Source organism: Mangrovivirga halotolerans, assembly GCF_026241165.1.
In the GTDB taxonomy this organism is placed as follows: domain Bacteria; phylum Bacteroidota; class Bacteroidia; order Cytophagales; family Cyclobacteriaceae; genus Mangrovivirga; species Mangrovivirga halotolerans.
This window is the reverse complement of record NZ_JAPFQN010000005.1, coordinates 154766-178831: the sequence shown is the minus strand read 5'-3', so window position 1 is coordinate 178831 and position 24066 is coordinate 154766. Positions and strand designations below refer to the sequence as shown.

Below are 24066 nucleotides of genomic sequence, written 5' to 3'. Positions count from 1 at the left end.
TTAATAATTACAAACTTTATTAACGACCTCCGCCTCTCCTACCAGTTCCTCCTGTTTTTGGTTGAGGTCTTGACCTTTGAGGCATGTTTCTTTGAGCATTATTAACTCTTGTGTTCCCTCTGTTTCTTTGGTATTGCATTCTGTTCAGATTATTGGTATTTGAGGGTTTGCTCCAGGAGTTTCCGGATCTTTGTTGCCAACCGGATTCCCTGGTATTTTTGTACACATTTCCATTTCTATCAGAATAAATGTTATTGTTTGTTTGCTTTGACCCAGGCCGGGTTGCTTCCCTGGAATTTCGGCTTGGCTGTTCCCTGGTTGATGGTTTGGTAGAAGTATTTCTGTCCTTTGAAGGCCTGGTATTATCCATCCTGTTACGATCTCTGTTGCCTGTGGAAGGTCTTGTTGCTGGTGCTAATCTATCTGGATTGCCAGGTCTGGGCCTGTTACTTGTAGAAACCCCTGGCCTTCCATTATAAATATTGTTATGATTTCCATAATAATTATTGTTGATGACAATTTTATTATTAAGATATATTCCTCCTGGAGGTCGGTGCCAATAATGAGGTCTGTATGCAGGAGGACCCCACCAACCTCCTGGTCTGTAATAACTTCCTCCCCAACTGAAATTAAACCAACCCACACTAAATCCGAAACTCATGCTCCATCCTGACCATGGATTATAATGCATGCCAAAACCCCAGGTAACCGGACGTGGATAGTAAATGCTACCATACCAGGGATTATAATGATACCCGGTTCCATAAATAATTGTGGGCCCATACCTATAACAACCAACATAGCCTGGAGTATATCCCATATAAACGTAGTCCGGAGTTATATCGTAAATATTTACATATTTTACATTGTAAGTCGGGTTGTCTGGTGGAATGTTTTCAACTTCTTCCGGTCGGTCTGTTGCTACAGCCCATGGTCCTTCAGGATCATTACTAAAAAACCAGACTCCATTTTCGACCGCATAAAAACCTTTATTATCGCGTATTACTGTGGCGGATGTATTTACTGCAAAACTTAAACTCGTTCCTTTTATTTGTTCGAATTTAGGTTTGCCATCGTATTCTATAGTACAGGTAGCTTCCTTTCGGTCTACTTTGGCAGTTTGTGGTATTTGAGCGTCCAATAAAGCTTCTTCAGCAGCTACTGTTCCTGCTATGTTAGCCAGGACGTTATCTTTTTCTGAGCCTTCCGGTATAGCACTAAAATCTTTTGGTAGTGCATCACTTTCAATAAATTCCCAATTGCCATCCAGCTTTTTAGATCTGTACCACCTTCCTGAAAGTACGGTGTAATAGTTTTGATCAACTATATTCATGAATACATTATCCCCTGAATTATCCATATACAAAAGATTCGTGCCCTGGATATTTGAAAATGATGCCGGACCATCAGAGCTGATAAGTTCTGCAGGGTTTGTCTTTACTATGATTTTTGGTGTAGTATTAAAAACTTTCACCTTTTCATCATTTTGATTTTCCTGCTTTTTAATTTCTTTATCTATACTTGCGATTTTTTTTGGTAAGGTCGATAACTCTTTCCATTCACCATTTAAACTAGTTGAGGTGAACCAGAATCTTTCCCCGTAAAGATATAATTGGTTATTATCAAGGTCTTTGAATATTAAGAATGGTGTATTGGTAATTATATCAATATTAAAGTCTTTCTGCTTATCATAAATTGGCTCACCATCAATTAATACTAAGATGGACTCGTGATCAACGTAAATTATTTCAGGAGGACTGTTATTATAATCAGGTTTTATCATTTCCTGATCTTTTTCAATAGTAGCAATTATTTCATCTATGTAAATCACAAGATCCCAAGTCGGAGCAGTTTCTTCTATTAAATATTTCAATGATTCTGATTCCTCCCTGGTGAGATCTTCAGGAAAACGCACATCAGTTATATCTATTGATTCCAGAGATGCTGTTCTCGAGTCCCTATCGACAGTCATCATGACATTTGCCCATATAGCACCAAATACAGGATCTTCATCCTTGCCTTTTTTCACACTAATAGCAGACCTTACTTTTAATTTGTTTCCATTTAATTCTTCGGGATGTGGTTGATAAATTGTAATTGATGCTCCACTTTGGGTATTGATAATTTGCGGCCAATTATTTTGACCATTAATACTAATTTGGTAGAATATTAATACATAAAATAATATTATCTTTTTCATCTTGAAGCAATATTATGCGTGTAACGATGATTATCATCTACCCTATTCGGGTATGTTTCTACAGTAGTTTTATTCCAACACCTATTAATACAGTGTTTAATCTAAGTGAATGATCAGGATTATTATTCAAATCAGTTAATGTTCGTTGATATCTTAAGGCGAAGCTTAATATTGAAATATCCAGCCCCAATCCGGCATGAATATCCCAGCTTCGTTTTACAATATCTGCTTTACTATATTCGGTTCCGTTAATATTCACTTCATCTTTTATTATGCTTGATAAACCAGGACCAGCAAACAGGTGAAATCGGCCAAAATCAAAATCGGTTATTTTAAATCCTAAAAGTATGTTGCTGTCAATAGCTCGTAATTTTAAGTTATAATCAGTTACCTGAGTTTCATCTATATTGGAAACTGTTGCTGATTTTGAATCATAATTTATTTCTGCCTGGAAATATAATCTTTTGTCAGTAAGTAGTCTTCCGAATAATCCAACCTGTATCCCACTCCCACTAGTTTGTTCATCATATTCTAGATCAGTGGCTATAAAGGAAGAACTCATTAAAACATGTGGACCAAATTCAAATGTTTGGGAATGAATTTGAAAGGAAGTTATTACTATTATCAAAAAAGCTATCTTCCGCATAAAAATAAAGTATTCGGTTACATATTAATGTATGATAAATTAATGAAAAAAAGTAATTATTCTAAGTTATATGGCTTTTATTTTAAGTTGATTCGGCGTGATAATATTAATCGTAGATTGCCTATATCTATATTTGCATATTCATTATCCTTCGAGGTTAAAAATCTTGTGCGTTCGTTATTAAACAAAATGCCCAGGTTCCATTCACCCATCAAAACTCCAGAGTATAATCTTAGATTGAAATCAGGCCTGAAATATAAAAAATCTTGTTGTTTATCTGTTACCAATGTTAAATTGGTATAACCAACTGCTAAGCCGGTAGAGATAGCTCCGTTAAATATCAATCGCTTCAAAATGATCAATTTAAATCCGAAACCTATTGAAGGAGCTAATTTAAAAAAAGAAACCTTTTGATAGGATAGTTGATTTATTTCTTGAAGTTGACCTGGAATTATAGCTGAATCTGCAGAGACTATACCCCCTGTTATTTCACCACCCAAAAGAACAGTTCCTCCTGAATAATGATACTTTCTATGACTTGAAATGGGTGACTGAAGATCAAAATTTTTATGATTAAGTATTTTAAGAACACTGATTCCCAGTATATTAACATTTAAATCCTTTCTGATGTAGTAAGGTTCATCATCATTTATTCTTGAATAAAATCCACGATAAAATTCCCCATAGAATCCTATGACATATTTTTTATTAAGTACCATATTAGTCTGGAGATCCAGGTATTTGGTATTTCCTCTTTTTTCTCGATTTGGATTTAAAAACCCAAACCCATAAGCCAGGTTTAAAGTAGCTGATTTATATGTAACTCCCACACCCAAATTTAGTGTAGTGCTAGGTAGATACCTGAAATTTTGGTGCTTGAGCGACTTAAATTGTAAAGCGGTGTATTTCTTTGAAAAATAAAACCTTCCGATCAATTTACTTTCATATTCCATTGAAATGGTTGATTCTGAATCCGCTTGAGAAAGCAATTGTTCTGAGTAAGATATCAGTAATGCGAAGAATAGATAAGTATGGAGATTTTTTGTTTTCAAACTTGATGTTTAGCAATTATTTATCAGTTAAAATAATTATATTTATTCTTATAGAAGTTATAATTAATGGGTGAAAAAACAACATATTTTGAATATGGTTTTGTAGTAAAACTAATGATTTTGACAATAATCATTATTAGCGGTTATATTGTTTTAAGTTTTACTTTTAGCACTTCACCTCATTTATTGATCATATCTCCTCTATTTATTATAAATGTTGCCGGACTTATTTTAATTAGAAAAAAGGATCTTTTTAAAATAAAAACTCGATATATCGGAGTTTATTTAGGAATAGTGTTTCTCACTGTAATATATCTTATTTATTATACTGGAAATGTATATTCTCCTCATTTGGCCTGGCTAATAATTCCAGCATTTTTTTCTTTTTTGCTCGGTGGAAAAAGGATTTCAATAATTTTCTTAGTCTTAACGATAGTATTTATTGGTGTCTTATTGATTTCATCTGGAGAAAAACTCTTTTATGAAAATCAAAAGCCTTTTATAACTCAATGGCATGTAATTAGTGTTTTCACATTACTTATCTCGATAGTATTGCCAATGCATTGGTTTTTTAACAAACTAATAAACCAGAAAAATAAGATTTTTTCCCAATTCACTCTTTTACAGGAAAAATCTATCCAGATAGAATTTCAAAATAAGGTAATAGATGACCAACTAAGAAAAATAAATATCCAAAATGTAAATCTGCATGATAAACATATAGACCTTGAAGCAGCAAAGGAAATGCTTAATTATCAAATAGCTAAGATAGAAAATACAAAGAGCAGATTAGAAAGATTTACCGGCACATTGTTGATATTATCAAAAAATGAAGCAGTTCATAATGGAAATTTAAATGAATTATGGCAGTTGATTTCAAGAGTTATAAAGAGGAATTTAAATATAAATCGCGTTAGCTTTTGGGAATATAATGAAAGGAAAAAGAAATTGTCATCTTTATATTTAAGTGATCAGGACCATAATGAATCTTACGAGAAGATTGAATTAAATGAAAATGATTTCCCAGAGTATTTTAAAGCGCTTAAAGATGAAAAATTAATCGTTGTTGAAGACGTTTATGAAAGTGAAGTTACTCGTAGTCTGTTGGTATCATATATGATACCTAATGAAATAAAGTCAATGCTTGATTCTCCCTTTTTTATCGATAATGCATTAGGAGGAGTGATTTGCTGTGAAAATGCAAAAACCAGGATTTGGCAGCCTGAAGAAAGGTTTTTTGTAAATGCCTTATCTGATTTAATCAGCGTAGCATACAAGGCAAAACAAAGAGATATATACCAAAAGGAATTATTAAAAAAGAAAAGAGAAATTGAGGAACTAAATGAAGAACTAGAAGAAAAGGTAAGACAAAGAACTGTTGAGTTAGAGGAGTTAAACCATCAGTTGATGGATTATGCTTTTTTAAATTCACACGTTATTAGAGGGCCCGTTTGCCGGGTAGTTGGCTTAAATAATGTATTGAATATGAGTGATGATGAGGCTGAAAAAAAATATTTAATCTCGCAAATTATCCAAACCGTTAAAGAAATAGATGAAGTAACTCATAAAGCTTCTACCATATTGACAAACGGTACAGTTTCAGAGTTTTTAGAAAATAAAAGAAAGCCGCAATTCAAATGAAATTGCGGCTTTAAATTTTATTCTTTCACTTCAAGCTTAAAATGAAATATCCCACTGAATTCTAAATCTGAATTGATCTTTACTTTCTTCGAATTCATTTTTATAAGAAAAGTCAGTGATTTCTGCTGATAGCTTATTATTGTGTCCACTGAAGAACCAATTAAATGCTAACCCATATTCTTCCATTGATTCGCCAGGTAAATTTTCATATGGATCATATTTAGCATATCTGGCTGCCATTTCAAGTGGTTCAGGCCACCAATTAAACGCATTATGGAATAAATAACCTGCCTGTAAATAATAACCTTCTAAAAATGACTCTGCATCGTTATTTAATCGATCAGTAATTCTCTTTCTGTGGTATTCTGATTGCCATGCAAATCCTTTGTACTTGAATGCAGTTTCATAGTTCACCTGATCAACTTTATATTGCCCTGGTTCACCATCTTCGAATCCTCTTAAGGATCCTCCCCCTCCGGTTGAAAATCTTGTATATTGTGAAGTGTTAGTTAAAGCTGCGAATGCCAATGAAGCTTTAGGCTTCTCTGAAATTCCAATATCACTACCTTTAAAATCTACTGGTTCACCAAAAGGATTCCATTGTAAGCGACCGAAATACATCAAATTATTATCATCGTTTTCACGAGCACCCCTTCCAGTACCAGTAAAAATTCCAAACCAATAATCAAAATTGGCCATTCCTTTTAGAGTAGAATTACCATATACCTGCGCTCCCTGTTGTCTGTCTGCGGTAAAAGGCCTGTTAATTATTGATCGGTCGACCATAGTTTGAGCTCCTGAAGAAATAAATCTTTCTCTGGTGAATTCAACCTTCCATTGTCCGAATTTAAAATTCATCCAGGGATATTTTTCAATCATTATTCTGAAGTCTAATAATCTGGATGTAGCCAGTTCATACTCAAAATAATATTTCAACCATGGCTTATATCCATGACCTCCTACTTTTAATCTGGCCCGGTTAATCTTAAATACAGGCTTTAATTCTCCTGTAAGGTCATTAAAAGTTAACGGATCCTGATCTTCCGGAGTAGCAAACCTGAATTGCAATCGAGCTCTGATATTCATAGAAAACCTGTTATTATCAGATCTCATAGTGAATCCTTTTTTGCCATACTCTAGGTTTTTAACCTGAGGTTTTTCTATAACAACTTTGGCAGTATCACTCACTATTACTGTTGAGGTATCACCCTCTTGCGAAAAGGAAGAAAATCCTATTAATAATAAAAGAAAAAAGAAGGTTAGTTTTTGAAGCATGACCTTTTGTTAAATTAATATTTATTAAATGTTAATTAAATTTTAAAATCGGTCGCAAAGTAAATTTTTACAATTCAATTTTTAAACATATTTAAATGCTATATTAACTACCTAACAATTTAATAATATCAAATGGCCATAATTACAGACTTTGTTAACATTCAGTTAACATGGCAGAATTAAAAGTCTAATACAATACCTATCGATGGAAGAGCAGATCCGTTATCTATAGATTCAATTTCTGTTAATGTTGGAGGCTGGGATATACTACCGTCCGAATCTCTTAGATAGCCAATAGTCGGTGGAGATGGTGCCTGGCTGCCGAAAATATTTTGAATTTCGAGGAATAAATTGAGAGAGACTTTATTGAAATTCCACTTTTTATCGATTCTTATATCTACCTGGTTAAAAGAATCTAACCTGTTATATTCTAAACTATTATAATCATATATTATAATCGGGTAGGTTTCTGATGTTGCTTCTAAATCAACTTCTGGAAAGGGAGATGGCCCTACATACCTCGCTCTGACACCTAATTCCCAGTTTCTTTTAAACTTATAACCTCCTGTAAGAGATATCAAATTTCTACTATCCCATGAACTTGGAAGATATTTATCCTTATCGAATCCGGTAAATTCACTCCAAAATAAGGTGTAAGCAAAAATTGCATAAAAGTTATTTTTAAGCTTTTGGTTATAGAGGAATTCTAATCCATAAGTCCTGCCCAAACCAACAGACTCAACCGGCTCATTGCCCAAGACTTCAAAGCCAGCTCCAAGATTTGCCAAAGAAACACTATCTCTAAGGGAAACTGGATAGTTTTCATATTTTTTATAGAAACCTTCGATACTGATTTTAGATGCTTCGTTAAGTAAATATTCAATTCCTGCAACTATATGATCACTTTGAATATACTCTACATCCTTATTTACTTTGATATCTGAATCGTTAGCATATCCTAAAATTGTGTATGGAGGTAATTTATAATACCTGCCAATTGAGGCATTTAATGACCATCTTTGGTCTTCATCTAATTTATAAGTTGCTGAGAACCGAGGGCTAAAAGTCTTATATAATTGATTGCCATTATCTGTATAAGAATTTCCATCCAACCGGAAGCCGGCACTCAACCCAAGACGTTCTTTTAATAAACTGACACTAGCCTGACCAAAAACTCCATACTTCATAAAATTAATATGAGTATCATATGATACATTGTAGGTATTATCGGTCGTTTCATTTTTGTAGTCTGCATGTTGGATTGTTCCGCCCGCAGAAAAAGTCCAGTTGTCAACAAATCTTGTGGCCTCATATCTCAGTTTGGTTTCCCATTCACGAGAATTATTGTTGAATATAATGCCAGTTTCAGAAATATTATCTTCATATCGAACAAACTCATTATTTAAAATATTTGTACTTAAGGTTGTTCTCATGAATCCATCAACATCTTTAAACCTTCTTTTCCAACTGATTCCTGATGTGGTAGTCCATTGATTGATCACAGGAATCTGTTCCAGTGATGCTAATTGTTCCGGATCAGCATCCGATGGTTCATTAACACTAAAATTGTCAATTGATCCTATACCTGTTACAATTATTTCATTATAGTCATCGATTTTATGAGTTAACTTATACTGATAATCCCAATAATCAGGTAAAATTGTCAGATCAAGAAGTTTAAATAGAAATTGTAAATAAGATCTTCGTACAGAAGCGATAAATGAAGTGTTAGCAATACCGGCTTCATTTTTCTTCCCAATAGGGCCTTCTAAAGTTAGCGCAGCCTCTGATGCACTTATCCTAACATTACCACCAAATTCCCTGAAATCGCCGTTTCGCTGGTCAAATTGTAAAACTCCGCTAAGAACATTATCATATTGTGAAGGAAAAGCACTGGTAGTTAAGGTTACTCCTTCAAAAAAAGAAACATTTAATAACCCAACAGGACCCCCGGCACTTCCTTGCGTAGAAAAGTGATTAATATTAGGGATTTCAATTCCGTCGAGATAATAGACATTTTCGTTGGGAGCCCCTCCCCTAATGATAACGTCATTTCTAAATCCTGCAATACTTCCTGATACTCCGGGCAAGGATTGAACCACCTTAGCTATATCATTATTTCCTCCGGGATATGCCGCTATTTCTTCTCTGGAAAGTCTTTGAATCGATAAAGGCGTTGATTCAAGTTTTTGAAATGGATTAGCTCTGACGACAACTTCAGATAATTCTGATACATTCTCTTCTAATTCAAAATTAAGATCAGGATTACCGGCACTTCTTATTATGACATTATATTTGACTGCTTCCTTATAACCGATGAATGAAGCTTTAACATTATAAGATTTTGGTTCAATATTTTTTATAAGATAATAGCCATTAACATCTGTTACTGCTCCTTTAGTAGTTCCTTCCAAAACCACTGATACACCGATAAGAGGTTCACCGGACTTCGCATCTATTACTTTTCCTCCTAATTCTCCATTCTGCTGCCCCTGAATATCAGAAAATATAAAAAATTGAATCACAAAACATATATAAAAAACAAAGCTTCGACTGTCCTTCTTCATGATAATAGTAAGATATAACGCAATATTTTTAAAAATTTCTAAAGACAAAACGGAAAAGTACATTTAAAGTTTAGATTAATATAGATAAAATTTATCAGCTAAAAAGCTTATAAAATGAGACTTGCTGAAACACAGTTGTTTAGCTTTTTTTAAACTTAAATTGTATAAGTTTTCTTACATCAAATAAATACCAAATATATGATCGATATCCTATTAATTAAATTCAGGTTGATTTTTAGAATATTTGTTTAAACAGAATATCGTATTTAAAAATCAGAATGTTACAAAAAGCTGAATGGCTTTAATTGGTAAAAGACAAAATTTAATCTTTAAATTAGATTTAGGTATATTTAAAGGAAAATGTTATTACATATACTTTCTTATTACCTCATTATCATGTTAATATAAAAATTAAGATTTATTAACATTCAGAAAACATAAGTATTATAATTATCTTTGCACACCATGGGGAGAGTTAATAAAATTCTTAGTTTATTAATATTTTGTGCTTTAATAGTATACAAATGCAAATCCCTGTCTCCTTTAAAAAATCAAACTCTCTTAATTTTAATAACTAATAAGCTTTAATATGAATCAGTTTTACAAATCACTGACCTATTTGCTATTTATTTTAGTTAGTTCTTCTGCCTTTGCACAGGGATTAACTACATCAAGCATTAGTGGTGAAGTCTATGATATGATGGCAGAACCTCTGCCAGGAGCATCAGTCATAGCTATTCATGAACCTACGGGTACTAAATATGGAGTTGCCACTTTACCTGACGGGTCTTTCAAAATCCCTAACATGAAAGTTGGAGGTCCATATAATATTACTGTTAGTTTTGTAGGTTTTATTCCTGAAACTCTTCAATTGGAAAAACTTCAACTTGGAGAGAACTTTTCATTTACTATTGCCCTGATGGAAGAATCGACCACTCTGGGTGAAGTTGAGGTTGTTGCCTCCAGAAATGATGATGCAGAACAAACAGGAGCCGCTACTTATGTGAAAGGTGAACAATTGAGGGAATTGCCATCAATTGCCAGGAGTCAACAGGATTTCACACGTTTAACCCCTCAATCTGATGGTCTTAGTTTTGGTGGACGAAATAATCTTTATAATAACTTTTCATTAGACGGATCTGTATTTAATAACTCTTACGGACTTGACGTACCTACTCCGGGAGGACAAACAGGAGCGCAACCTGTATCATTAGATGCTATAGATCAGATACAGGTATCACTTGCTCCTTTTGATGTAAGACAAGGTGGGTTTACCGGAGCTGGTATCAATGCAGTGACCCGATCAGGTACAAATGAGATCTCTGCATCTGCCTATCACTTTTTTAGAAATGAAAATTTTGTTGGCGACCAGGTTTCAGGAACAAGTGTTCCAAATCTTGATTTTAAAACCAACACTTCAGGATTTAGAGTTGGAGGCCCAATCATAAAGAATAAATTATTTTTCTTTGTCAATGGTGAAATTGAAAGAAGAAATGAGCTCGCAACAGGGTTTGTAGCAGGCACTTCTGAAAACCAGGGTGATCCTAATGCTGCAACAGTTAGTGAATCAGACATTATAGCTGTACAACAACACCTGAGAAATAACTGGGGATATGACCCGGGAGCATACCAGGGGTATTTTCACGAAACTTATAATGATAAGATTCTTTTAAAGCTAGATTGGAATATAAATGACAAAAACAATTTTTCAATACGTTACAATTATCTGAAAAGCTGGAAAGACATACTTCCTCACCCTGAAGCGCTAGGTGGAAGATCTCCGGAGCCTTTCAGACTTGCTTTTGAGAATTCTTCATATAGAATCCACAATAACATTAATAGTGTAATTGCTGAATTGAATACCCAGTTTTCAAATAAACTCTTTAATAAACTCGTGGTAGGATACTCAGCTTTCCGAGATTACAGAGAGCCTAAATCAGCCCCATTCCCAACTATTGATATATTAAATGATCGAGGTCAGGTTGCTATTTATGCCGGATCTGAGTTTTTTTCAACAGAAAACAGACTCGACCAGGATATTTTCCAGATCAATGATAACCTGACATTTATCAGGGACAAGCACATGATCACTGTAGGTACAAACTTTGAATATTTTGCATTTGAAAACAGTTTTAATCTGTTTTATTATCCATGGGTGACTGCTTTCTCAGTTCAAGACTTTTTAAATGATGACTTTGTTTATTTTGCAGGTGATCCTAATGCACAGACTGGAGATTTTAACCAGGATGTGATTGAATCGAATAAGAATCCACTTAATATTACAAATGTTAAAGTAGCTCAATGGGCTCTTTATGTTCAGGATGAAATTTCGGTAAGCAACAAACTGAATTTAACCGCAGGATTAAGAGTTGATATTCCTCTTTATTTTTCAGATATAAATGGAGATCCCAGAGTTGATAATTATGATGGATGGGTTGACGAGAACGGAAACCCTGCTAGTTTCAACGCATCAGAATGGCCAGATTCAAAATTACTATGGTCTCCAAGACTTGGATTTAATTACAAACCATTAGAGACAGATAAAATAGTTCTTCGAGGTGGAACTGGAATATTCACAGGTAGAATTCCTTTTGTATGGTTAGGAAACCAGGCTGCTAATGCGAGATTTCTTCCGGGATACACATTTCAGGTTAATGCTACAGCAGAAGATTTCAGATTTCCACAAGTTTGGAAAACTAATTTAGCTGTGGATTACAAGACAGATAACAACTGGGAATTTACAGGCGAAATTCTTTACGGAAAAGATGTTAATGCTGTTGTTCATAGAAATTACAACATGAATGTTCCTACAGAAAGATTATCAGGAACTGGTGATGAAAGGCTTATTTTTACAGATTTTAGTGACGTAAACATTTATAGTTCAGAGCCTGATGCAGTAACTTTTCTTGATGCAGGAGCTATTCTTTTAGATAATACTAATAAAGGATACCAGTTTAATGTAACCGGTCAAGTGAAAAAAGCATTCGATAATGGATTAAACTTTATGGCTGCTTATACTTATCTGGATTCAAGAGACTTAACTTCTATTCCTGCTGAGATTGCTGCAGATGCTTTCCAGAGAAATGTTGTAGCAGGTAACCCGAATAATCCGGATTATAGCTGGTCTCGATATGGTATGGAACATCGTTTCATCGCTTCTCTTAACTATGGGAAAACGTATGCAAATGATAAGTTCAGAACTTCAATCGGTATGTTCTATGAGATCGGATCCGGAGGACGTTATAACATGGTGTATGCTACTGCCCCTGATGCAACGGCTAGTATTAACGGTGATAACATTACTTTTAATGACCTTATTTATATCCCTGCTAATCAAAATGATATAAATTTCGGAACTGTTGATGGTACGGGTGTCGGAATTGAAGCTGCAAATGCAGCAGAACAATGGGCAGCTTTAGATGCTTATATTTCAGAAAATGATTATCTGGATAGCAGAAGAGGTGACTATTTTGAAAGAAATGGTGGTCAATTACCTTGGTTCGCTCAATTAGATATCAAAATTCTTCAGGATTTCAATTTTCTGACAAACGGAAAAACTAATACTATTCAATTATCAGTTGATATATTGAACTTTGGTAATATGATCAACAGTGATTGGGGTGTAAGACAAATATTACAAACGAATGCTCCTATTACTTATACTGGTACAGATAATAACAACGTTCCTTATTTTAACTTTGATACTGATTTGCAGAATAACTACAATGATAATGTATCATTAGTCTCAAAGTGGCAAATGCAGATTGGAGTAAGATATATATTTAATTAATAGTTACTTAAAAATAAAAAAAGGCTGCCTTTTGAGCAGCCTTTTTTTTATCCCCTTAAGGAAAATTCATCATCTTCCAGAATTTTTGAAGCCATTTTTGTCACTTCATCAAGTTCATTAAGTCCATCTAACATGTGTTTCTTAATCTCATCAGGGTGCAGTTGATTATCCATTTCCATGAGTACCTGCAAGCCCAATAACCTGCACAGAGGTCCTCTAATTTTATGTGCATTAATAAATGCGTATCGAGTTAATTTTCTATTCATTTCCTGGATCTTTTTGGTTCGTTCATAAACCATGCTTTCCAGGTTACTATTTAATTCGGCAATCTCAAGTTGTTTATTAATAAGCCTCTCATTGGCATCTTTCCTTTGGGAAGCTTTTATTGCGATTACGTATGCATCTGCCAGGGATTTAAGTAATAAAATCTCTTCATCCAGCCAATGTCTTTTTTCTATTGATTCGCAACATATAACACCCTTTAATTTACCATAACTCATTATGGGGCAATCTAGTAGGGATTTAAACTTGTAATCAGATATATGATTTCTTTTAAGGTTAATTAAAAGGGGGTTGTTTTTAACATCTTCTACATTCAGGAATTCATTATTGATAAGAAAGTCAAAATATTCACTATGGCCAGATCTACTTACCTCCTTTAATGTACTTTCACTTTCTGAGCCAATATTATTATCATCAAGAATTAGTTTTTCATTTGAATAATCATAAACCCAAAAAGTTACCCTATCCAGTTTAAGGAAGTTTTTAACGTAATTAACAATTAATTTTCGTACTTCATGAAGATTTCCTTCATGTACGTCTTCCTCTTTTGAGATTTGATATAAAGCCTTTAAAACTACTCCTATTTTCTCCTTTTTTTCTTTGAGTAAATCATTAGCATCCTCCAATTCTATATGGCTCTTTTTTATCTCATCATACTGTTGACTAATAGTTTCTGCTTGTTGTGTTAAAAGAGTACTCTGGGTTTTTAATTCATTATTTAATTCGATAAGTTTATTATTAATTCTTGAAGTTTCTTTTTGGTATATATTCACAAAATAAATCCCGACTATAAGTAATCCTGAAATAGAGACTATATGCCACCAGTTCTGATTTCCAATTACTCCAAAGACGAGTTCATCTTCAAAAAGGTAAATGCCAATTAAGCTAAGAGTTATTAGGACAATCCAGAATATTACAGCTTTTTTATTTAGAAGTATAGAAGAAAGTAGTACAATAATCATCATCCAGTGTAAACCCGGAGCAACGATCCCACTTCTTTGTAACGAATAGGCTATTATAGCAAGATATATTGCAATACAAAATATCCAGGAAAACAGCTTTACAGAACGTGTTTTAATTAGAAAATAATAAAAGACACTAAAAGCAATGAAGGATATTCCAAATGTTATAGACTTATCTACAGAATTAAAAACCACATGAGATATGGTTAAAAATAATAAAGCAATTATTATTATCCTGTAAATTTTAACTAAAACTAAAAATTTATCCATGTTTGCTTTCTGGCTCCTATGTTTAGATAAAATAAGGTTGAGATAAAAAAAATAAATTCAATCAATCTGAATATAATATTAATCAAAATAATTAATTATAGATTTCAAATACTCGTTTAAAACGGAATATTTTTCGATTAAATCCTCATTTTTAATACATTATATTATTCAATTTAACATTCAGAAAAGATAATCAACGCAGTCTTATCCAGTTTTGATTGGGTAAATTTATAGGGTTTATGTTTTTGTTTAATCTTCAAACCTGCATATTAATCGACTTTTTTTGTGTTTTCTTTCTCAATAATTTAACCCTAAAATATAGTTTAACTCGTTAATTAGCTGATACGCTAATTATATTAAATAATTGTTTTGTCTTTCGGGATTTGATTATGAATTTTATTTAAATTTTATATTTGATTGAAGAAAGGAATTAATAATGAAGATCAGCAACCTTAATAATAATCGTTTATTTCCCAGACTGCTAGCTGAGGCAGAAGACAGGGAATTGAAAAATATTGTTGAAAAAGCTGCAAAAGACCTGGGCACTCCTATTGCCATGGTTAATTTAATGCTTGATCATATACAATTTTTCAGAGCTCATTATGGGTTGCCGGAAGACTTAAAAATAGCAGGCAGTACAAATAAGGACGTGTCATTTTGTCAATTTGTAGTTAATAAAGGAAATATATTTGAAGTAAATGATGCAGAAAATGATAATAGAATTCCTAAACATCTGGTAAGAGAATATGGTATCAAATCATATCTGGGAATGCCTATAAGAGCACGTCATGAAATCATCGGATCTTTATGTGTAATTGATACTGTACCAAGAAAATTCACTACTAAGGAACAGGAAAGCTTATTAAAATTATCTGAAATAGTTAATAAGAGGTTTGAAGAAATACTTATTGATAAAGAAAAATCCCGGCCAAGTCTTATTGAAAGAAACGCAACTTATGCAATTGAAGAATTGAGAGGTGCTATTAAACCTTTATCGGAAGGGGTCAATAATGGTTTTAGTTTTTTAAAAAGCATTAGTTCCTTTATAAAATTATCAGAACATCAGTTAAATGGAAATAGCGTTTCATCATCCTCATTAAGAAGTTTGCTAAATGCAGCAAAAAAATCAATAATAGAACTTGAGAATGATTTATATAACTTAGATGCTGCTGCAGGAGATATCAGCGATTCTGTAAAAGCCCTTGACAATTTATTAATTGAATCTGAAGCTACCTATTTAGTAGATGTTGCAGAATCAGGTAGAGAATTATCAAGACACCTTACTAAAGAGATTGGTGGAGTCTTCCTTCCTGATATCGAGACCAACCCACGCCTTTCAATTTCTAAATCCACCGGCATAGCTCTGGTATCAAACTGCTTGCTACATATGGCTATTATTTTATCAGAAAAGGAAAATTATTCTGATGGTATTAAAATGAATATTTCAGATCTTGAACATGAAGCTTGTATTTCAATCCAGGCATCAGGATTTAGCAATTCTAATTCAAAAAATCTTTTAAAGACTTTAAATAGCCTGACAATTAATAATCCCTCAATAGAAACCGTCAAAATACCAGATGGGGTCGAATTAAGGTTTTCTATTTTAAGGAAATAATTTATCTGTCATTTTTGGAACTAAAGGTCAGAAGGTATTTATCAGAATCTTTTAATATAAGTTCATTATCATGAATAATATATGATGAGGTTTGAGTTAATGAAAGAATCAGGTCATTTTCTAATTTAGAACATCCTTTTTTTCTAAAAGGTCTGAGTTGTATTAGCAAATAATTATCCTTAACAAAATATTTCCCACTAATTATATTACAACCGGTTTTCCCAACAACGCTGCCATGCTTATCAAACCGTAGTGTAGGGATTTTCCTTTTGGAATCAGGAATTCCGGTGGACTCAAAATGTATCTCAGTAAGCTTCCAGGAGTTATCTAGTAGTTTATCTCCTTTTGTAAATGATTCGTTTGTTTTACAAGAATAATTCAATAAAGAAATTAAAACGCTGCAAATAAGTAGGTGATATTTCATTCTGGTAGTATTTGTTTCTTATATAATATAAGAATTTCCAGAATTAATTTCACTTTTTATTTCTCACATATACATGTTTTATGTTAGATTTTTCAGTTTTTCTCTCGTCAATTTCAAATTGATCATCTAAATCCTTCAATATTGGGGTTAGTTTAGGATATCCATAATTCCTTGGATCAAATTCAGGTCTTTTTTTGATCACCAGGTTACCAACCTCTCCCAGAAATGCCCATCCATCATCATCTGCCAGGTCATTTATGGAAGATTTAATTATTCGCAAAATTTTCTTATCCAATCGTGCTTTAGATTTACCTTTAGATTGACTGGTTGATTTTTTGACTGATTTTGGTTTATCTTCATCATCCTTACTCAGGATTTCAAGATAGATGAATTTATCACAGGCAACAATAAACGGATCAGGTGTCTTTTTTTCACCAATTCCAATTACTTTCATCCCGGATTCCCTTAATCTTGTGGCAAGCCTCGTAAAGTCGCTATCACTTGAAACAATGCAAAAACCATCAACTTTCTCACTGTATAAGATGTCCATTGCATCAATAATCATTGCAGAATCAGTTGCATTTTTTCCTTGAGTGTATGAATATTGTTGAATTGGTGTGATAGCATTTTCAAGTAGGACGCTTTTCCATCCAGCCACTGTTGGTTTGGTCCAGTCTCCGTATATTCTCTTAGTGGAAGGAATACCAAATTTGGCAATTTCCTCCATCATTTCTTTCACATTTTTATACGGCACATTGTCAGCGTCTATTAATACAGCCAGCCTGAGATCTTTTTTTTCATTCATAATTACGTGTTTCAAGCGTAAGTTACGAAAAGAGTTGACAAATACATCTTGTCAACTCATAAGCCTTATTTTAAATTCAAACAGAGCTTATTGGATACTAACTCATCTCTGACATTTTTTATATAAAGACAAAGCTGATCGATCTCTTTTCTTGTTAACTCCGGATTTATTATACACAATCTTATCACCGGTCTGCCAAGCAGTTCGGTAGAAGTAATTATATATTGACCATCTTCCAGGAACTTATTGATCATTGCTCTTGTTAGTTTATCCTCATCCTGAGAATCACTATCCTGCAACTTAGGTCGGAAATTAATAATAGCAAGCCTTGCCGGTGTAACTATGGTCCATCCATCCTGGTCAATCAAATTTTCTTCTACTCTCCTGGCCAGATCCATACCGAGTTGAATGGCTCTGCGAAATTCTGATACCCCAAAAAACTGCAGCGATAACCAAAGTTTTAGAGCTTTAAAATTTCTTGTCAACTGAATACCCTGATTATAATAATTCAATTGCTCTGAATCATCGTAGGTTTCTTTTAAATATTCAGCTTCAATATGAAAGGCATTTAAAAGATGCTCCTTATTTCTTACTAATAGGCAACCAGCCTCATATGGCTGAAACCACCATTTATGTGGATCAAGAGTTATTGAATCTACCTCTTCTATACCATTTAACAAATGCTTTCCTTCTTCTGTTAAGACAATTGCAGCACCGTAGGCTCCATCTATATGAAGCCACATTTTATAATCATTTGCTATTTTTCGTAGCATTTTGATGTTATCTACAGCACCTGTATTCGTAGTTCCGGCATTTCCTACAATTACAAAAGGAATGAATCCGTCATTTAAATCTTTTTTGATCTGCTTTTCTAATTTTATCAGATCTATCGCAAAATTTTCATCGTGATCTATGGGCTCATATTGGTAAGGCTCAAATCCTAATACCCTTAATCCCTTTTTTACTGAGGCATGAGTTTGTGTAGCTCCGTATATTTTAAATTTCCGCCAATTGTCCGAATGAAAATTTCTTCTAGCAGTTTCCATGGCTGACATATTTGCCATGCTACCCCCACTTAAAAATAGACCACCTCCAGATTTAGGTAACCCGATACTTTCAAGTAGCCAATTGATGGTTTGTCTTTCTACCTTCGCAGGACCTTTTCCTACTAGCTGACTTCCGGAAAAAGAATTAAAACTGGAAATTATGTAATCAGCAAGATTACTAATGAAATTTGATGGTCCTGGTATATACCCCAGAAAACGAGGATTTGATGGCAAGGACGTTTCTTTATATATCTCACGAGTAATGAGTTTTAACAGACCCTCAAAAGATTTACCTTCTTCTTTAAAAGGGTTCTTGTTTAGAACTTCTTCTAGTTTAAAGCTTGGTTTACTAAGTGGCTTATATTTTTGATTTGCCTGATGATCGATAATCTCTGCAGTCACCATGTCTGCGAGTTCTTTCATTTCTTCAGGTGAAATTCTCAGGGGAGTATTATTATTCATATTGGACGCGTATATTTTCTTATTCAAAACTAGTAAATAGCTTAATTACTTCATTTATCTTAGGTTAATTTTCATTGCCTTTTGCAATAAATTTTGATGTCCCTATGTTAAAAAATGTTTATCGGAATTATACTGCTATTCATCATGTTATCATATGATATTGATCGATAAAATTAAAAACTATATAGTAGTCAAAACCAAATACCTTTTCTTTGCCGATATTTTTTTTCTTTCAATCATTTTTTAATATGAAAAGACTACATTATTTATTAATTGCCCTTTTTGTTTTTATCGGAACTGTAAATATTTCAGCTCAAAATCTTGATAGAAACACTGTGTCATTTTCCAGATTAAGACTTCCTTTGACGCCTTTACCGGAAAATATAAAGTTTTACAATCCTAAACTTGATTTAGGGTATATTTACCATGGAGATAGCAAAACTGAAGTAGAGCAAAAACTTCAGAATGCTATTAAGATTGATGGCCTTGAAAGAGGCCCTGCAGGAGAGGATTGCCTCACTATTATGGCTCGTCTTGAAACTTATTATAAGAGTGAAGTGAGATTTGAAACTGTTCAAAAAAGTGAAAAAAGAGGTGATGAAACTGTAAAAGTAACTTATCATTATTTGACTTTCGATTACAAATACCCTCTTTATTATGAATTGGTACTTCCGGGATCATATTCAGCTGAATCAAATGGATTTATAAATAATTCTAATGAAATGAAAAGTTATACGTCTGCTGAATATAGAAATAAGGGAGACTTATATAAGTGGTGGAATGAAAATTATAAATCACTTCAAGCTAAACTTCGCCAGGACTTATTGAACAGTAACGCTTCAAGCTTAGCTCATCTTCTAGATAATAGATTTGGATATAAGACTGTAAAAGATTCTGAAATGTTTTTCACAGTAAAGAAGTTTAAAAAGTTTGAATATACTGATCTAGACGAGGCTTATTCGATAGCTAAGCAAGGATTAGAAATGATGCAAGAAGACCAGCCTCTACCATCTGACGCAGCGAGATCAACAATGTCCAAAGCAATTGCTATATGGGTTAAAGCCTTAGATGAGGCAGATCTTGAAAACCGTAAAACCAGAATAAATTCTAAAGTTGCAGGGGCTATAGCTAACAACATGGTTAATCTTTATACTCTGATGGGTGAATTTGATAAGGCTCAGGAAATTATTAACAAAGCAGATGAAGAATTTAAAAAGGATGGTTGGACTTATATGGCTCAAGAGAAGTTAAATGATCTTAAAAAGAGAATTGAAGCTAATCAAATTACAATCCAATAATTTTTAAATAATTATTCTGATGAACTTTTTTACCAATTTTTTTACTGGACTTTTTTTATTGATCATATTCGTAGGATGTTCGCCTTTGGAAGAAGGAGAAAATAAACCTGCAAATACAATTATAGATAGTGACGGAGTAAATGTAGTCTTAGAATGGACTACGGGTGGTACCGTTACAGAATCTTACCAGGAAGCAGATCTTGATCTCTATATAGGAACTACAAATTCTGCGGCTAATGCAGAATTAAAATCTACAGGTTATGGTTTTGAGCAAATTGAAATAGGTTCTATTTATGCTGATAAAACATATTATGTAATGGTAAAATATTTTTCCGGAACGGCAAGAGCTGATTACACTATTTATGTTCAAGGTTTGTCACCCAATGGTGAAACCTTAACCTATGACGGATATTTTCTTTCTGATGATGATGGTCTGATCTCACAGGTTATTACAATTACGAAAAATCAAGATCGTTATAGCATTGTTGACTAATAAAAACAATTCACAATATAAAGGGCTTCAGTTTTGAAGCCCTTTTTTTATTATAATTAATTTCATATTTTGGTTTCTTAACCTGACTCAATTACCCTTATATGAAACTAATTAATCTCCCCTTCAGAATCTGTCTTCTGATTTTTTTTGTCATTCCTGCCATAGCAATTTCTCAGGAAAATTTACCCATGGAATTATTCGATGCAATTGAATATCGCTCAATAGGTCCATATCGAGGTGGAAGAAGTGCTGCCGTAACAGGTGTTTCTAATAAGCCTGATCTATTCTACTTTGGTAGTGCCGGAGGTGGTGTCTGGAAAACCTCTGATGGCGGTAAAACCTGGGGAAATATTTCAGATGGATATTTTGGAGGTTCGATTGGAGCCGTAGCTGTAAGTGAATATGACAATAACGTAATTTATGTTGGAGGTGGAGAGAAAACTGTCCGTGGAAATATGTCATTTGGTTATGGGATGTGGAAAAGTGTTGACGCAGGTAAAACATGGAAAAATGTTGGACTTAGTAATTCCCGTCATATACCCAGAATAGAAATACATCCAAAAAATCCAGATATTGTCTATGCTGCAGTTTTAGGGAATGTATTTAAACCTGGTCCGGACAGGGGTGTTTATCGATCAAGAGATGGAGGAGAAACGTGGGAAAAGATATTATATGTAAATGAAAGAGCCGGAGCCGTAGATCTTATTATGGATCCAACTAACCCGAGAATTTTATATGCTTCAACATGGAATGTCCAGAGAACCCCGTATAGCCTTGAAAGTGGTGGTCCGGGATCAGCTTTATGGAAAAGTACCGATGGAGGAGAAAACTGGACTGAGATCTCCAAAAATGAAGGTTATCCAACAGGAACCCTGGGCATCATAGGCGTAACTGTTTCACCAGTTAACAATGATGTTGTCTATTCAATTGCTGAAGCAGAAGATGGAGGCGTTTTCAAATCTGTTGATGGTGGAAAAACCTGGAATAAAGTAAATGAAAAGAGAGACTTGAGGCAAAGGGCATGGTATTACACTCGCATTTATGCTGATCCTAAAGACGTAGACAAAGTTTATGTATTAAACGTACAATATCATGTATCAGAAGACGGAGGCAAGACATTCAAAGGGTATAATGCGCCTCATGGCGATCACCATGATCTTTGGATTTCACCAAATGATCCGGATAGAATGATCATTGGAGATGATGGAGGAGCCCAGATAACATATGATGGTGGGGAAAACTGGTCTACCTACCATAATCAGCCCACTGCACAATTCTACCGCGTTACCACTGATGATCATTTCCCCTATAGAATCTATGGTGCACAGCAGGATAACTCTACAGTCAGGATACTTCACAGAACTGAGGGGTATTCTATAGATGAAGATGACTGGGAATCAACAGCCGGAGGAGAAAGTGCACATATCGCTGTTGATCCGGACGATAATGAAATAGTTTACGGTGGTAGTTACGGAGGATTTTTTTCAAGAATTGATCATAAAACGGAACAAATAAGATTGATCAATGTATGGCCTGAGAATCCGATGGGCTATGCAGCGAAAGATATTGCATACCGGTTCCAATGGAACTTCCCAATAGTTTTTTCTCCACACGACAAGGATAAGCTTTATGCAGCATCCCAATTTCTTCATGTTAGTACTAATGAAGGGCAATCTTGGGAAACCATTTCTCCTGATCTTACAAGAAATGATACTACCCGAATGATGGCTTCAGGCGGGCCAATCACCAAGGATAATACATCTGTGGAATATTATGGTACTATTTTCGCAGTTGCCGAATCTATTCATGAAGAAGGCGTGATATATACGGGTTCCGATGATGGCTTGATTCATATTACCAAAGATGGCGGACAGAATTGGACAAATATCACTCCGGAGAATATGCCTGAATGGTTGATGATAAACAGTATAGAGATCGATCCATTTGATAAAGGCGGAATGTATTTTGCTGCAACAGGTTATAAATCCGGCGATTTTACCCCCTACATATATAAAACAAGTAATTATGGCAGATCCTGGACAAGAATTACCGAAGGAATAGATAATGAGCATTTTACAAGGGTAGTCAGAGCTGATCCGGAAAGAGAGGGGGTTTTCTATGCAGGTACTGAAACCGGAATATATATTTCATTAAATAACGGAAAATTCTGGCAGCCATTTCAACTTAACCTTCCGGTCGTTCCAATAACTGATCTCACTTTAAAAGACAATAATCTCATTGTTGCTACCCAGGGGCGAAGCTTTTGGATCATCGATGACCTCACTCCTATTCATCAATACAAAACGGGAATGGAAAACAAATCTATTCACATATTTCAGCCTAAAAAGGCATATCGATTATATGGAGGGCAGGCTGAAGATACCCCTGAAGGAGAAGGCGTGAACCATCCTGGCGGGGTAATGTTCTATTATTACCTTAATGAAAAACCTGACAGTACAAATGCTGTTACTTTGACAATTTTGGAAAATGATGGAGACACTATCAAAACTTTTTCATCAGTTTCGGAAGATAAGAAGTTACTGATTGAGTCTAAAAAAGGAAGTAATTTATTTGTTTGGGATATGAAGTATCCTGATGCTGCAAAATTTGATAATCTAATATTATGGGGTAATGGTCTAGATGGTGCCAGGGCCGTTCCAGGAACTTATAAGGCTGTTTTAACCTTTGGAAGTGAATTTAGTAAAACCAATTTTGAAATTGTAAAGGATCCACGATCTGATTCAAATCAGGAGGAACTTCAAGCTCAGTTTGACTTTGTACGGGATTGTCAGGAAAAATTAACTGAAGTTCATAATTCGATAAAGACCATCAGAAAACTTAAAGCAAATATTAAAAGTGTCTTTAGCCAATTAGATAAAGAAGAGAATAGAGAAGTTTTTGAAAAAGGAAATGAAGTTCTTGAAAATTTAAACAGAATTGAAAATCAATTATATCAAACTAAAAATCAGAGTCCTCAAGATCCGCTTAATTTCCCTATAAAATTGAATAATAAATTAGCCAATTTGGCTCAACAAGCATCTATAGGGAATTACAAACCCACAAACCAGATGTACGACTATAAAAACGAGGTGGTAACTTTAATTGATGAACAACTTACTTATCTTGATTCAATTCTTAAAAATGAAATACCAGAACTCAATAATTTGATCGAGAATTCAAGCTATAAGCCACTGATGATCAATCCTTAGCTGAAATTAATTATAAATAAAAATTCTAT

15 protein-coding genes are annotated in these 24066 nt (G+C 33.9%); 6 read left to right on the top strand and 9 right to left on the bottom strand.

The window, feature by feature from the left end:
• Positions 1-19: 19 nt before the first annotated feature.
• From OO013_RS08655 to OO013_RS08645, 3 genes are all read right to left on the bottom strand, one after another.
• A complete protein-coding gene (locus OO013_RS08655) occupies positions 20-2200 on the bottom strand; it encodes a hypothetical protein (RefSeq protein WP_266056403.1) in 2181 nt (726 codons plus the stop codon).
• A gap of 58 nt (positions 2201-2258) precedes the next feature.
• Positions 2259-2846, bottom strand: coding sequence for a porin family protein (locus tag OO013_RS08650; RefSeq protein ID WP_266056402.1), 588 nt, complete (start codon positions 2844-2846; stop codon positions 2259-2261).
• Positions 2847-2923: 77 nt separating this feature from the next.
• A complete protein-coding gene (locus OO013_RS08645) occupies positions 2924-3898 on the bottom strand; it encodes a DUF4421 family protein (RefSeq protein ID WP_266056401.1) in 975 nt (324 codons plus the stop codon).
• 66 nt (positions 3899-3964) lie between these two features.
• On the opposite strand from OO013_RS08645, the gene OO013_RS08640 reads away from it, so the two are divergent.
• Positions 3965-5539, top strand: coding sequence for a GAF domain-containing protein (locus OO013_RS08640; protein ID WP_266056400.1), 1575 nt, complete (start codon positions 3965-3967; stop codon positions 5537-5539).
• Positions 5540-5575: 36 nt separating this feature from the next.
• Here OO013_RS08640 and OO013_RS08635 read toward each other — a convergent pair whose 3' ends face one another.
• Together OO013_RS08635 and OO013_RS08630 are read right to left on the bottom strand one after the other, a co-directional pair.
• Positions 5576-6814, bottom strand: coding sequence for an OprO/OprP family phosphate-selective porin (locus tag OO013_RS08635; RefSeq protein ID WP_266056399.1), 1239 nt, complete (start codon positions 6812-6814; stop codon positions 5576-5578).
• A gap of 179 nt (positions 6815-6993) precedes the next feature.
• Entirely contained in the window at positions 6994-9381 is a 2388-nt protein-coding gene (locus OO013_RS08630) for a TonB-dependent receptor (RefSeq protein WP_266056398.1), read from the bottom strand.
• Between the two features lie 589 nt (positions 9382-9970).
• Here OO013_RS08630 and OO013_RS08625 point away from each other — a divergent pair.
• A complete protein-coding gene (locus OO013_RS08625; protein ID WP_266056397.1) occupies positions 9971-13171 on the top strand; it encodes a TonB-dependent receptor in 3201 nt (1066 codons plus the stop codon).
• Between the two features lie 47 nt (positions 13172-13218).
• On the opposite strand, the gene OO013_RS08620 is transcribed toward OO013_RS08625, so the two are convergent.
• Complete coding sequence (locus OO013_RS08620) at positions 13219-14685, bottom strand: GAF domain-containing protein (RefSeq protein ID WP_266056396.1); 1467 nt, start codon at positions 14683-14685, stop codon at positions 13219-13221.
• A gap of 436 nt (positions 14686-15121) precedes the next feature.
• Here OO013_RS08620 and OO013_RS08615 point away from each other — a divergent pair, with 436 nt between their 5' ends.
• Positions 15122-16300, top strand: coding sequence for a GAF domain-containing protein (locus OO013_RS08615; RefSeq protein WP_266056395.1), 1179 nt, complete (start codon positions 15122-15124; stop codon positions 16298-16300).
• A 1-nt stretch (position 16301) separates the two neighbouring features.
• Here OO013_RS08615 and OO013_RS08610 read toward each other — a convergent pair whose 3' ends face one another.
• From OO013_RS08610 to OO013_RS08600, 3 genes are all read right to left on the bottom strand, one after another.
• Positions 16302-16724, bottom strand: coding sequence for an META domain-containing protein (locus OO013_RS08610; RefSeq protein WP_266056394.1), 423 nt, complete (start codon positions 16722-16724; stop codon positions 16302-16304).
• A gap of 49 nt (positions 16725-16773) precedes the next feature.
• Positions 16774-17529 (bottom strand): NYN domain-containing protein, encoded by a 756-nt coding sequence (locus OO013_RS08605; RefSeq protein ID WP_266056393.1) that lies wholly within the window; start codon positions 17527-17529, stop codon positions 16774-16776.
• A 65-nt stretch (positions 17530-17594) separates the two neighbouring features.
• On the bottom strand, positions 17595-19037 hold the full coding sequence (locus OO013_RS08600; RefSeq protein ID WP_266056392.1) for a pyridoxal phosphate-dependent decarboxylase family protein: 1443 nt from the start codon (positions 19035-19037) through the stop codon (positions 17595-17597).
• A 248-nt stretch (positions 19038-19285) separates the two neighbouring features.
• On the opposite strand from OO013_RS08600, the gene OO013_RS08595 reads away from it, so the two are divergent.
• From OO013_RS08595 to OO013_RS08585, 3 genes are all read left to right on the top strand, one after another.
• Positions 19286-20335 (top strand): hypothetical protein, encoded by a 1050-nt coding sequence (locus OO013_RS08595; protein WP_266056390.1) that lies wholly within the window; start codon positions 19286-19288, stop codon positions 20333-20335.
• A gap of 19 nt (positions 20336-20354) precedes the next feature.
• Positions 20355-20828 (top strand): hypothetical protein, encoded by a 474-nt coding sequence (locus OO013_RS08590; RefSeq protein ID WP_266056388.1) that lies wholly within the window; start codon positions 20355-20357, stop codon positions 20826-20828.
• A 101-nt stretch (positions 20829-20929) separates the two neighbouring features.
• Entirely contained in the window at positions 20930-24037 is a 3108-nt protein-coding gene (locus OO013_RS08585; RefSeq protein WP_266056386.1) for a VPS10 domain-containing protein, read from the top strand.
• The last annotated feature ends 29 nt before the right edge of the window (positions 24038-24066 follow it).

Coding starts and splice junctions, on each gene's coding strand:
- OO013_RS08655 (WP_266056403.1), bottom strand. CDS start 2,200: ATGAAAAAGATAATATTATTTTATGTATTAATATTCTACCAAATTAGT.
- OO013_RS08650 (WP_266056402.1), bottom strand. CDS start 2,846: ATGCGGAAGATAGCTTTTTTGATAATAGTAATAACTTCCTTTCAAATT.
- OO013_RS08640 (WP_266056400.1), top strand. CDS start 3,965: ATGGGTGAAAAAACAACATATTTTGAATATGGTTTTGTAGTAAAACTA.
- OO013_RS08635 (WP_266056399.1), bottom strand. CDS start 6,814: ATGCTTCAAAAACTAACCTTCTTTTTTCTTTTATTATTAATAGGATTT.
- OO013_RS08630 (WP_266056398.1), bottom strand. CDS start 9,381: ATGAAGAAGGACAGTCGAAGCTTTGTTTTTTATATATGTTTTGTGATT.
- OO013_RS08625 (WP_266056397.1), top strand. CDS start 9,971: ATGAATCAGTTTTACAAATCACTGACCTATTTGCTATTTATTTTAGTT.
- OO013_RS08620 (WP_266056396.1), bottom strand. CDS start 14,685: ATGGATAAATTTTTAGTTTTAGTTAAAATTTACAGGATAATAATAATT.
- OO013_RS08615 (WP_266056395.1), top strand. CDS start 15,122: ATGAAGATCAGCAACCTTAATAATAATCGTTTATTTCCCAGACTGCTA.
- OO013_RS08610 (WP_266056394.1), bottom strand. CDS start 16,724: ATGAAATATCACCTACTTATTTGCAGCGTTTTAATTTCTTTATTGAAT.
- OO013_RS08605 (WP_266056393.1), bottom strand. CDS start 17,529: ATGAATGAAAAAAAAGATCTCAGGCTGGCTGTATTAATAGACGCTGAC.
- OO013_RS08600 (WP_266056392.1), bottom strand. CDS start 19,037: ATGAATAATAATACTCCCCTGAGAATTTCACCTGAAGAAATGAAAGAA.
- OO013_RS08595 (WP_266056390.1), top strand. CDS start 19,286: ATGAAAAGACTACATTATTTATTAATTGCCCTTTTTGTTTTTATCGGA.
- OO013_RS08590 (WP_266056388.1), top strand. CDS start 20,355: ATGAACTTTTTTACCAATTTTTTTACTGGACTTTTTTTATTGATCATA.
- OO013_RS08585 (WP_266056386.1), top strand. CDS start 20,930: ATGAAACTAATTAATCTCCCCTTCAGAATCTGTCTTCTGATTTTTTTT.